Source organism: Vibrio stylophorae, from assembly GCF_921293875.1.
GTDB classification, from domain to species: domain Bacteria; phylum Pseudomonadota; class Gammaproteobacteria; order Enterobacterales; family Vibrionaceae; genus Vibrio_A; species Vibrio_A stylophorae.
Window position 1 is genome coordinate 568,375 of sequence record NZ_CAKLDI010000001.1, and the last position, 12,311, is coordinate 580,685.

Here is a 12,311-nt window from a genome sequence, read left to right on the forward strand (position 1 = left end):
GGGAGTTTGAGACCATGCCAAAACGTAATGATATTCAAAGTATTTTGATCCTTGGTGCCGGCCCAATCGTGATTGGTCAAGCCTGTGAGTTTGACTACTCCGGCGCCCAAGCGTGTAAAGCCCTTCGCGAAGAGGGCTATCGCGTTATCCTGGTGAACTCAAACCCAGCGACCATCATGACTGACCCTGAAATGGCCGACGCAACCTATATCGAGCCAATTCACTGGGAAGTGGTGAAAAACATCATCGCTAAAGAGCGTCCTGATGCCATCCTACCAACCATGGGCGGTCAAACGGCGCTGAACTGTGCGCTTGAGCTTGAAAAGCAAGGCGTACTTGCCGAATTTAATGTTGAGATGATCGGCGCAACAGCAGATGCGATTGATAAAGCGGAAGACCGCTCTCGTTTCGACAAAGCGATGAAATCCATCGGCCTTGAGTGTCCACGTGCCGACACCGCCAAGAGCATGGAAGAAGCCTATAAAGTTCTCGATATGGTGGGCTTCCCATGTATCATCCGTCCATCCTTTACCATGGGTGGTACTGGTGGTGGTATCGCTTATAACAAAGAAGAGTTTGAAGAGATCTGCCGCCGCGGTTTGGATCTATCGCCAACCAATGAGCTACTCATCGATGAGTCTTTGATTGGTTGGAAAGAGTACGAGATGGAAGTGGTTCGCGATAAGAACGACAACTGTATCATCGTCTGCTCCATTGAAAACTTCGATGCCATGGGCATTCACACCGGTGACTCCATCACAGTTGCGCCAGCGCAAACCCTAACTGACAAAGAGTACCAATTGATGCGTAACGCATCATTGGCAGTGTTGCGTGAAATCGGCGTTGAAACAGGCGGTTCAAACGTACAGTTCGGGATCAACCCGAAAGATGGCCGCATGGTGATCATCGAGATGAACCCACGCGTATCACGCTCTTCAGCATTGGCTTCAAAAGCAACGGGTTTCCCAATTGCGAAAGTGGCAGCCAAACTTGCTGTTGGCTTTACCCTTGATGAGTTGATGAACGACATCACGGGTGGCGCGACCCCAGCATCCTTTGAACCAACCATCGATTACGTGGTTACCAAGATTCCACGTTTTAACTTTGAAAAATTTGCCGGTGCCAATGACCGTTTGACCACGCAGATGAAGTCTGTGGGTGAGGTAATGGCCATTGGTCGTAACCAGCAAGAATCACTACAAAAAGCGTTGCGCGGCCTTGAAGTTGGCGCCACTGGTTTTGATGAGATGGTGAATCTGGACGATCCAGATGCGCTAAGCAAAATCCGTCACGAGCTCAAAGATGCTGGCGCTGAGCGTATTTGGTATATCGCTGATGCATTCCGCGCGGGCATGTCCATTGATGGTGTGTTTAACCTTACCAACGTGGATCGCTGGTTCTTGGTACAAATCGAAGATTTGGTCAAGCTTGAGCAAAAAGTGAAAGAGCAAGGTTTTGCTGGTTTAACCGAAGATTCATTGCGTCTGCTTAAGCGTAAAGGCTTTGCGGATGCGCGCCTTGCTAAATTGCTGGGTATTGGTGAAGGCGAAATTCGCAAACTACGCGACCAATATGACATTCACCCAGTGTACAAGCGCGTTGATACCTGTGCGGCTGAGTTCTCATCTGATACGGCTTACATGTACTCCTCATATGATGAAGAGTGTGAGTCTAATCCATCCGATAAAGACAAGATCATGGTGCTTGGCGGTGGTCCAAACCGTATCGGTCAAGGTATCGAGTTTGATTATTGCTGCGTGCACGCGGCGCTTGCGCTTCGTGAAGATGGTTATGAGACCATTATGGTCAACTGTAACCCTGAAACCGTTTCAACGGACTATGACACCTCAGACCGCCTCTACTTTGAGCCTGTAACCCTAGAAGATGTGCTGGCGATTGTTCGCGTTGAAAAGCCAAAAGGTGTGATTGTGCAGTACGGCGGTCAAACACCACTGAAATTGGCGCGCGCCCTTGAAGCAGCTGGTGTGCCTGTGATTGGTACGAGCCCTGATGCCATTGACCGCGCGGAAGACCGTGAGCGCTTCCAAGCTGCTGTTGAGCGTCTTGGCCTGCTACAACCAGAAAACGCCACGGTAACCACCATGGAGCAAGCGGTTGATAAAGCAAAAGATATCGGTTATCCGCTGGTGGTTCGCCCATCCTATGTATTGGGTGGCCGCGCCATGGAAATCGTTTATGACGAGCAAGACCTGCGTCGTTACTTTAACGAAGCGGTGAGCGTGTCAAACGAGTCACCGGTATTGCTTGACCGCTTCTTGGATGATGCCACTGAAGTGGATATCGACGCGATTTGCGACGGCGAGCGCGTGGTGATTGGCGGGATTATGGAGCATATCGAGCAAGCGGGTGTTCACTCGGGTGACTCAGCCTGTTCATTGCCTGCTTATACCTTAAGCCAAGAGATTCAAGATGAGATGCGTCGCCAAGTTGAGAAGCTTGCCTTTGAATTGGGCGTGCGCGGCTTGATGAATACTCAGTTTGCAGTGAAAGAAGGTAAGGTCTATCTGATTGAGGTAAACCCTCGCGCAGCGCGTACCGTACCATTCGTCTCTAAAGCGACGGGTGTGCCACTAGCGAAAATTGCAGCGCGTGTGATGGCGGGTCAATCGCTTGAATCACAAGGCGTGACCAAAGAGATCATTCCACCATACTACTCAGTCAAAGAAGTGGTATTGCCATTTAACAAATTCCCTGGTGTTGACCCACTGCTTGGCCCTGAAATGCGCTCTACCGGTGAAGTGATGGGTGTGGGCAAAACCTTTGCAGAAGCCTTTGCAAAAGCAGAGCTAGGTTGTGGCAAAGAGTACAGCAACGGCGGCCGTGCATTGCTTTCTGTGCGCGGTAGCGACAAAGGTCGTGTGGTTGATTTAGCACGTAAGCTTCTTGAGCTTGGCTATCAACTTGATGCGACTCATGGCACAGCGGTTGCGCTAGGCGAAGCGGGCATCAACCCTCGCTTGGTGAACAAGGTACATGAAGGTCGTCCGCATATTCTTGACCGTATTAAGAATGGCGAATATGAGTACATCGTCAATACTGCGGAAGGTCGCCAAGCGATTGAAGACTCAAAAGTACTTCGTCGCGGCGCGCTACAAGAGAAGGTGAACTACACCACCACCTTGAACGCAGCATTTGCATCTTGCTTGGGCCACTTGGCGGCTGACCGCCACACCGTGACCTCAGTACAAGAGCTTCACGCGAAAATCACGAAATAATCTTTGATGTGATGACAAAAAGCCGGCCCTAGGGTCGGCTTTTTATTTATGTGGTTTATATCGTGCTAGCTTTTATGACCGTCAGTTTATGCGCGTCGTTTTTATTGAAAAAGCGCAGGCTAGGCAAATTCATCCATGCGTGAATAACTTAGAATTATCACATCTTGAGAAGATGGTTTTTCAATGGAATCAAGCCAATAAGGAATCAGTTGATGTGTGCTGTGAGTGAGCAACAAAGAGTTCAGCAACAAAGGATTATGCAGGTTTTACAATATCTAGAACAGCATTTAGATGAGGCGATTGATGTACAGAAGCTTGCAGAGTTCGCTTGTTATTCGCCATATCACTTTCATCGTATTTTTCGAGTTTATACAGGTGAAAGCGTCTGTGGCTATCGTCAGCGTTTGTTGCTAGAGCGCGCAGCAAAACAGCTTAAATTTGATGGCGCACCCATCACCGAAATTGCCCTTAATTGTGGCTATGACAATCAATCCTCTTTTAATAAAGCCTTTAAAAAACGATTTGCTTGTACGCCCGGTGAATATCGTCAATCGCTAAACCGTGAAACCTTAAGTCGTCCGCAGCTCAATCAAATTGTCTCAGCTGAACAACACAGGCGTGGGGTTATGAATGCAAAAATGGATACAGCAAGTAGGAAGCTAGCGGTCAAGATTGTCGAAAGAGTAGCGTTACAACTTTATTGTTCGCGCGCTTTGGGTGATTATCAAAACGCGGCTTCGCAGGCATGGTCTAGCATGATGCGTTATGCCTATGGACAGAAGTTGATGACGCCTAAAGTAGAGATGTTTGGTATATGTCTTGATGATCCAACGGTGACAGAGCCGAATCGTATTCGTTACCAAGCAGGGCTCAATTTGTTATCGCACCCTGTGCCACAATCGGCACAGGGAGAGGTGTTTATCAGTGAGTTAGCAGGTGGTCGCTATGCGATGGCGGTGCATCGCGGTGCGTACGATAACCTGAATCAGACCTATGAGTATCTTTTCTCCATTTGGTTAGAAGAAAGTGGTGAGCAGCTGCGAGATACACCATGTTTTGAGCGCTACCTTAATCGCGATCCACGGCGGACAAAGCCCGAAAATTTGAAAACAGAAATCTATATTCCGCTGCGCTAAGTGCGCTTCGTAAAAGTCAGATGTAGAAAAGCCAACCTAAGGGTTGGCTTTTGACTATGCGCGGTGATTTACAGTGTTTGATTGATCTGCTTCTGAGCTTGCGCCGAGGTATGTTTGAGCTTTTCAGACAGTATTTTGGACTGGCTTACAAATAGTTGTGCGCCTTGCTGTATCAAGGCTTGGTAAAAACTGCGCTCAAAGCGGGTCAGTGGGCTTGGGTTTTCAGCCTGTTGTTCTTTATTGGGTAAGTAACCACTTACCATTTGCACCACAATCATCGGTCCTTGCTGCGTTTGCACAACACTCACCAAATTATGAGTGCCATAAAGTGTTCCTGTTTTGCCTTGTACATTACCTTTAAGCGGCGCTTTGACCATGGATGGGCGATATTTCATGGTGCCGCTTTCGCCGCCAATGGGCATCATGGCAAATAATGGCGCATTTCTCGGCTCCTTGAGATATTGCATCATTCGATAGAGATGTGCTGCGCTCATGCGGTTGTTGCGACTTAAACCTGAACCATCTGCAATCACAGCATTGGTCAAATCAATCCCTTGATTGAGCGCAATGTGACGCAGTGCTTGGGTGCCATTATAAAAATCACCCGGTGCATTTTGCGCGCGCTGGCCAAGGGTTTTCGTGAGGCTATCTGCAATATAGTTATCGGATCGATGGAGCATCTTGGTGATCAGGGCATCGCGCCCCATGGATTGGTGGATCACCGCGTTGTGTAAGGGGCGTTTCCAGCTGGCAAAATCCAATTGTTTGCTGACAATTCGGCCCTTAAAGGGAATGCCCATGGCTTTGAGTTCGGCGCGAATGACTTGTGCGATATAGCGATCTGGATTGGCCAAGGCAAAGCGCAGCGGAAGTACGCGCTCACTTTGTTCAATGCAGCCTTTTAAATGGTATGCATTTTTATCATTTCGATAGAGCTCTAAAGTGCAAAAATCGGCTTCGTTACTTTTGGGCGCGATAATGCGAGCTTGGCTCTCAAGGGTGATGGGCTGAAAGTCAGGCACGGTGGCTTTAGCGATGCTATGAATGGGCGCATTGGCATAAAGGGCGCCCTGAACACAGTTACCGTCAAGTGCAATCTCACTGATCGCGGCGCTGTAGCAGATGCCATGAATATCCCAAGGCACGCCAGCCGCATGTTGATAACCACGGAAACCACCGCTTTGCAGTTCAATGTCGCCATGGAATTGGCCGCCTTGTGCACGGTAGCGTGCGAGCAGGGCGCGTAAATCATCTCGAGTAAATGTTGGATCGCCTGAAAAGCGGATCAGGGTGCGGTTGCCAACGTCTGCGATTTGGGTTCGATAGTGAAAGTTCTCTGGTAGGCCATGGTAAGCCGCAATTGCCGTCAGTATTTTTTGGGTGCTGGCAGGGGCTAGTAAAATCGACGCATTTTGCTCAAAAATCGGGGTCTTACCGACGGGGGCAACAATCAGTGCAAGCTGGCTACCGGCTGGTAGTGATTGCTCACCAATGACTGAGGCATGCGCGGATAATGGACTGATTAAGGTCGCTAGAATGGCTAATAAAATACGATGAATCATGACCTTAGACTTTTTATGAAAAGAAGCATGATAAAAAAAACGTTTATCCAAGGATAGGCGTTGGGCTGTTTTTTTTCAGCTGATGCTCATTTTTGTCTGCGTTGTAACATAGTGCCGTGAAGATTGAGGCGATTAATGCTGCGTCAAAATCACTGCGAAGTGCGCCCCATGAGGCAATTGTTTAATGTGGTTAGGTCAATTGAGTCGCGATGTAACCTGTGGCGTTGCTGCTTGATTTTGCCTCAGGGATAGCTAATTTGTGATTTAGATTGCATCATCAGACAGTGGGGGACGGATGATTTTATTTGGAACATGGTTTAGAATCATTTGCATATAACAAACATATCCCCCTGTTGAAGCTAAGCTTTGACAGGGTTTCTTTTGCACTCAAGAAGTGAAATCTCTTGGGTTGAGGTGAATCAATATGGAACAAATCCCAATGACACTTCGCGGTGAAGCGAAGCTGCGTACTGAACTTGAGCGTCTGATGAAGCGTCGTCCACTGATTTCTCAAGCGATTGCTGAGGCTCGTGAACTAGGCGATCTAAAGGAAAATGCTGAATACCATGCTGCACGTGAAGAGCAAGGGATTTGTGAAGCGCAAATTCGTGATATCGAGTTCAAGCTATCTAACGCACAAGTGATCGATGTGACCCGTATGCCTAATGAAGGCCGAGTGATCTTCGGTGCCACTGTGACTGTGGTTGATGTCAACACTGATGATGAAGTGACTTATACCATCGTGGGTGATGATGAAGCGGATTTGAAAGAAAACCTCATCTCTGTTAACTCACCAATTGCGCGTGGCTTGATCGGCAAAATGGAAGGTGACGAAGTGGCGATCGCAACCCCTGGCGGTACAAAAGAGTTTGAAATCGATAAAGTTGCCTATATTTAATTTGGCAATTTTGTAAGTTGATGAAACAAAAAAGGCCGCATGGGCGGCCTTTTATTTACGTGGAAGTTCGATTTTTCGATCTTCAGACGGACGGTATAGCACCAAGATTTTACCAATGGTCTGTACCTTTTCAGCGCCGGTTTCGCGAACAATCGCTTCAATAATCAGTGCTTTGGTCTCACGATCTTCACTCGCCACCTTCACTTTAATCAGTTCATGATGTGCAAGTGCGATTTCGATTTCTGCGACCACGGCTTCTGTTAGGCCATTGGCGCCCATCAACACCACTGGTTTCAAATGGTGGGCAAGGCCTTTAAGATATTGCTTCTGCTTTGTACTCAGATTCATAGATAGCCGATTTTCTTTATTGATAGGGTTGAAAACATCGTATTCTACCGCCATCTACAGTTGAACACTATGTGTTTAAGCGTAATGCGGTTACATATTAGGTCAAGTATGAGTAAAAAAAAGCACTCGGCTAGCTCAGGTCGCTGGCTCAAAGAGCACTTTGACGATAAATACGTGCAAGAAGCACAAAAGAAAGGTTTCCGTTCTCGCGCTATTTTTAAGCTCGAAGAACTGCAGCAAAAGGATAAACTGCTAAAACCGGGGATGACTGTGGTCGATCTAGGCGCTGCGCCTGGCGGCTGGAGTCAGTATGCAGCAGAGCAAATCGGTGAAGCAGGGCAAGTGATTGCCTGCGACATTTTGCCGATGGATTCTATTCCTGGGGTTGCTTTTTTGCAGGGTGATTTTCGCGAAGAGGCGGTGCTCAATGCGTTGCTTGAGCGAATTCAACCGAATAAAGTTGATTTAGTGTTGTCAGATATGGCGCCCAACATGAGTGGCAATTTGGCTGCAGATCAACCTAGAGCCATGTATCTAGTTGAACTAGCATTAGATATGTGTCGAGAAGTCTTGGCACCTAACGGCAGTTTTGCGGTGAAGGTATTTCAAGGCGAAGGATTTGACCAATATCTGGCCGAAATTCGCCAATTATTTAAAGCGGTGAAAATTCGTAAACCAGACTCGTCGCGTGCACGCTCACGCGAGGTCTACATTGTGGCTACTGGATTTAAACTGTAGTAGTCTAGGGATTCATTTCGATATTGCGGGGCTAACACCTTGAGTGACATGGCGAAAAATCTAATTATATGGCTAGTCATTGCGGTCGTTCTGATGTCGCTATTCCAGCGTTTTGGCGGCGACAGCATGGGCGACGGCGTGAGTTACACCCAGTTCGTACAGGAAATTCGAACAGGCCAAGTGAAAAAGGTGCATTTTGATGGTCGTGAGATCACGTTCTTTACCGACCAAGGAACCAAACCAAACGTCACTTACATGCCTGTTTATGAAGATCCGACGCTTCTTCCATCTCTACTTGACCGTCAGGTGCAAGTAACGGGTACCAAACCACAAAAACCAAGCTTGCTCAGCAGCATTTTTGTTTCTTGGTTCCCAATGCTTTTGCTTATTGGTGTGTGGATTTTCTTTATGCGCCAGATGCAAGGCGGTGGCGGTAAAGGCGCCATGTCCTTTGGTAAGAGCAAAGCCCGCATGATGAGTGAAGATCAGATCAAAACCACTTTTGCTGATGTTGCTGGTTGTGACGAAGCAAAAGAGGATGTGAAAGAGCTGGTAGACTATCTGCGCGACCCAAGCCGCTTCCAAAAATTGGGCGGTAAGATTCCAACGGGCGTATTGATGGTTGGTCCTCCAGGTACAGGTAAAACTTTGCTAGCTAAAGCGATTGCTGGTGAAGCGAAGGTGCCGTTCTTTACTATTTCAGGTTCAGATTTCGTCGAAATGTTCGTTGGTGTCGGTGCATCACGTGTACGCGATATGTTTGAACAAGCGAAAAAGGCATCACCTTGTATCATCTTTATTGATGAGATTGATGCGGTCGGTCGTCAGCGTGGCGCAGGTCTTGGCGGTGGTCATGATGAGCGTGAACAAACATTGAACCAAATGCTGGTTGAAATGGACGGCTTTGAAGGCAACGAAGGCATCATCGTCATTGCGGCAACCAACCGTCCTGACGTATTGGATCCAGCCTTGCTTCGTCCGGGTCGTTTTGACCGTCAAGTGGTCGTTGGTCTACCTGATGTACGTGGCCGTGAGCAGATTCTAAAAGTGCATATGCGCAAAGTACCGCTGGGTAGCGATGTAGAAGCATCGATTATCGCTCGTGGTACGCCTGGTTTCTCGGGTGCGGATCTGGCAAACCTTGTGAATGAAGCGGCGCTATTTGCTGCTCGTGGTAACAAGCGTGTTGTATCTATGGTTGAGTTTGAGCTTGCAAAAGACAAAATCATGATGGGTGCAGAACGCCGCTCAATGGTCATGACCGAAGAGCAAAAAGAAGCAACGGCATACCACGAAGCGGGTCACGCCATTATTGGTCGTCTAGTGCCAGAACATGATCCGATCCATAAAGTCACCATTATTCCACGTGGTCGCGCTTTGGGTGTCACTATGTTCTTGCCAGAAGGTGATGAGATCAGTATCAACCGTCAAAAACTAGAGAGTAAAATTTCTGTGGCGTACGGTGGTCGTTTGGCTGAAGAGCTGATCTATGGCTATGACAAAGTGTCGACTGGTGCCTCTGGCGACATTCAATATGCGACTGATATCGCACGTAAGATGGTTACCCAGTGGGGCTTCTCTGACAAACTCGGTCCATTGCTGTACGCTGAGGACGAGGGCGAGGTATTCCTCGGGCGTTCAGTGACCAAAACTAAGCATGTGGCGGATGAAACAGCGAAGCTGATTGATGATGAAATCCATAGCATTATTGATCGCAACTATAAGCGCGCTGATCAGCTCCTACGTGACAATATGGACATTCTTCATGCAATGAAAGATGCATTGATGAAGTATGAAACCATTGACTCAGGTCAGATTGATGACTTGATGGCACGTAAAACTGATATTCGACCACCGGCAGGTTGGGATGGCGCGGCGCCAGCTGCAAAAGCAGAGCAACAAGAGCCTGCACAGCAAGCTGAGCCAACCGAGCAACCAACTGAAGCTGAGCCAAAGGCTGACGATCAAGACGATCGCCAAGTCTAAGGTCAGATAGTTTTCGTTGATAATAAGGCCCCGAGCTCGCTCGGGGTTTTTCGTATCAAATTTAGGATGTAGTCGTTTATGCATTTGATTAGCCACCAAAAGACATTGGATCTTTCTTACCCACGAGTGATGGGGATTCTCAATGTCACCCCTGACTCGTTTTCTGACGGTGGGAAATACACTGAGCTGGATGCTGCTTTGAAACATGTTGAATCCATGGTTAAAGCGGGTGCAGCCATTATTGATATTGGTGGTGAATCAACACGTCCTGGCGCTGATACGGTGACAGAAGAACAAGAGCTTGAGCGTGTTGTGCCTGTGGTTGAAGCGCTGCGTGAGCGTTTTGATTGCTGGCTGTCTGTTGATACCAGCCGGGCTAGCGTGATCACTGAAAGCACGAAAGCAGGTGCTGATATGATTAACGATATTCGCGCGTTGCAAGAGCCCGGAGCAGCTGTCGCAGTTGCCCTTGCGGATGTGCCTGTTTGTATTATGCACATGCAAGGCGAGCCAAGTAGCATGCAGCTCGACCCGTTTTACGACAATTTAATTGATGATATTGATGCGTTTTTCCTCTATCGCATCGGTATGTGCGAGCAAGCGGGGATTGCTCGACACCAGATCGTGTTAGACCCAGGCTTTGGCTTTGGTAAAACACAAGCGCATAATTACAGATTGCTTGCTAACCTACGCCATTTTCAGCAGTTCGGATTACCGATTCTTGCCGGAATGTCGCGTAAAACAATGATCCACAAATTGCTCAATGTGACGCCGCAAGAAAGCCTTCATGGCAGTTTAGCCTGCGTAGCCATTGCTGCGATGCAAGGCGCCAACATTCTGCGCGTGCATGATGCGGCTGAAACCGCACAGGTTTTAGAGATTTGCCGTGCCACGCTGGAGCAAAAACAAAGATAAAGGACAACAATGACGAAACGTCAGTATTTCGGCACCGATGGTGTTCGCGGGAAAGTGGGTGAGTTTCCTATCACCCCTGATTTTGTTCTCAAATTAGGTTGGGCTGCTGGCCGCGTTCTAGCAAAACAGGGCACCAAGAAGGTTCTGATTGGCAAAGATACGCGCATCTCTGGCTATATGCTGGAGTCTGCGCTTGAAGCAGGTCTTTCCGCGGCAGGACTAGAAGCCTCCTTTACAGGGCCAATGCCAACACCTGCGATTGCTTATTTAACGCAAACATTTCGCGCAGAAGCTGGCATTGTGATCTCTGCGTCGCACAACCCTTATTATGACAATGGCATCAAGTTCTTCTCTTCTGAAGGTACGAAATTACCTGATGATGTTGAAGCTGCGATTGAAGCAGAAATGGCAAAGCCAATTACCTGTGTTGAGTCCGCATTGCTGGGTAAAGCCTCTCGGATTCCTGATGCGGCTGGTCGTTACATTGAATTTTGCAAAAGCACCTTTGATTCCAACCTGAGCCTTTCTGGTTACAAGATGGTGGTGGATTGTGCGCATGGTGCTACCTATCACATCGCACCAAAAGTGTTTACTGAGCTTGGTGCAGAAGTGATTTGTATGGGGTGCGAGCCAAATGGCACCAACATCAACGCCGAAGTGGGCGCTACCGATGTCCGCGCGTTGCAGGCGAAAGTTGTTGAAACCGATGCACACTTTGGTATTGCCTTTGATGGTGATGGCGATCGCGTGATCATGGTGGACTCGCTAGGCAATAAGGTAGATGGTGACCAAGTTGCTTATATCATTGCCCGTGAAGCGCAGCGTAATGGTAGCCTGAAAGGTGGCGTCGTGGGCACACTGATGACCAATTTGGGTATGGAAAATGCGCTAAAAGAGCTGGGTATTCCATTTGAGCGTGCCAATGTGGGTGACCGTTATGTGATGGAGCGTCTGCTTGAAAAAGAGTGGCGTATCGGTGCGGAAAACTCAGGCCATGTGATTTTACTTGATAAAGTAACCACAGGTGATGCGATTGTTGCTGGTCTTCAGGTGATGGCGGCGATGGTGGCGACAGGGCAAAGTTTGAAAACCTTGAGCGAGGGGATGACACTTTATCCTCAGGTTTTGCTGAATGTGCGTTTCCAAGGTGCTTGCGATCCACTGGCCACTGAGGCGGTGAAGCAAGCGGTGAATGACGCAGAAACTCAACTGGGTGAGCGAGGCCGTGTATTGCTGCGTAAATCTGGCACTGAGCCATTGATTCGCGTGATGGTGGAAGGTCAAGATGCACAAGAGGTGCAACAATTGGCTGAACATATTGCCGATGCTGTGCGCCAAGCAATCTAATCTCGATTGCTTTTGATATCAGACAACCGCGTTTGAAAATAGCGCGGTTTGTCTAAATGTTGCGCAAGTAAGTGCAAAAGCGTGTTTTTTTTTGAATTTGTGCTTGTCAGGGTGCATCCCATTCGATAATATCCTCCCGCTCTCA

9 protein-coding genes are annotated in these 12,311 nt (G+C 48.2%); 7 read left to right on the forward strand and 2 right to left on the reverse strand.

The window, feature by feature from the left end; genetic code table 11:
• Positions 1 to 14 precede the first annotated feature (14 nt).
• Both carB and L9P36_RS02650 read left to right on the forward strand, forming a co-directional pair.
• Positions 15 to 3,236 carry a carbamoyl-phosphate synthase large subunit gene (gene carB, locus L9P36_RS02645; protein ID WP_237464680.1) on the forward strand — a complete coding sequence of 1,074 codons (3,222 nt, stop codon included), beginning with the start codon at positions 15 to 17 and terminating at the stop codon, positions 3,234 to 3,236.
• Between the two features lie 212 nt (positions 3,237 to 3,448).
• Positions 3,449 to 4,372 (forward strand): AraC family transcriptional regulator, encoded by a 924-nt coding sequence (locus tag L9P36_RS02650; RefSeq protein WP_237464682.1) that lies wholly within the window; start codon positions 3,449 to 3,451, stop codon positions 4,370 to 4,372.
• A gap of 68 nt (positions 4,373 to 4,440) precedes the next feature.
• Here L9P36_RS02650 and dacB read toward each other — a convergent pair whose 3' ends face one another.
• Positions 4,441 to 5,934, reverse strand: a complete 1,494-nt coding sequence (gene dacB, locus L9P36_RS02655) for a D-alanyl-D-alanine carboxypeptidase/D-alanyl-D-alanine endopeptidase (RefSeq protein WP_237464684.1) — start codon at positions 5,932 to 5,934, stop codon at positions 4,441 to 4,443.
• A 424-nt stretch (positions 5,935 to 6,358) separates the two neighbouring features.
• Between dacB and greA the strand changes: the two genes are divergently transcribed.
• Positions 6,359 to 6,832 carry a transcription elongation factor GreA gene (greA, locus tag L9P36_RS02660; protein WP_237464686.1) on the forward strand — a complete coding sequence of 158 codons (474 nt, stop codon included), beginning with the start codon at positions 6,359 to 6,361 and terminating at the stop codon, positions 6,830 to 6,832.
• Positions 6,833 to 6,883: 51 nt separating this feature from the next.
• On the opposite strand, the gene yhbY is transcribed toward greA, so the two are convergent.
• Positions 6,884 to 7,180, reverse strand: a complete 297-nt coding sequence (yhbY, locus tag L9P36_RS02665) for a ribosome assembly RNA-binding protein YhbY (protein WP_237464688.1) — start codon at positions 7,178 to 7,180, stop codon at positions 6,884 to 6,886.
• 108 nt (positions 7,181 to 7,288) lie between these two features.
• On the opposite strand from yhbY, the gene rlmE reads away from it, so the two are divergent.
• The 4 genes from rlmE to glmM all read left to right on the forward strand — a co-directional run bounded on the left by rlmE (position 7,289) and on the right by glmM (position 12,166).
• Positions 7,289 to 7,918 carry a 23S rRNA (uridine(2552)-2'-O)-methyltransferase RlmE gene (rlmE, locus tag L9P36_RS02670; protein WP_237464690.1) on the forward strand — a complete coding sequence of 210 codons (630 nt, stop codon included), beginning with the start codon at positions 7,289 to 7,291 and terminating at the stop codon, positions 7,916 to 7,918.
• A gap of 48 nt (positions 7,919 to 7,966) precedes the next feature.
• Positions 7,967 to 9,904 (forward strand): ATP-dependent zinc metalloprotease FtsH, encoded by a 1,938-nt coding sequence (ftsH, locus tag L9P36_RS02675; RefSeq protein ID WP_237464691.1) that lies wholly within the window; start codon positions 7,967 to 7,969, stop codon positions 9,902 to 9,904.
• A 78-nt stretch (positions 9,905 to 9,982) separates the two neighbouring features.
• Positions 9,983 to 10,819, forward strand: coding sequence for a dihydropteroate synthase (gene folP, locus L9P36_RS02680; RefSeq protein ID WP_237464692.1), 837 nt, complete (start codon positions 9,983 to 9,985; stop codon positions 10,817 to 10,819).
• 9 nt (positions 10,820 to 10,828) lie between these two features.
• Positions 10,829 to 12,166, forward strand: coding sequence for a phosphoglucosamine mutase (glmM, locus tag L9P36_RS02685; RefSeq protein ID WP_237464693.1), 1,338 nt, complete (start codon positions 10,829 to 10,831; stop codon positions 12,164 to 12,166).
• Positions 12,167 to 12,311 lie beyond the last annotated feature (145 nt).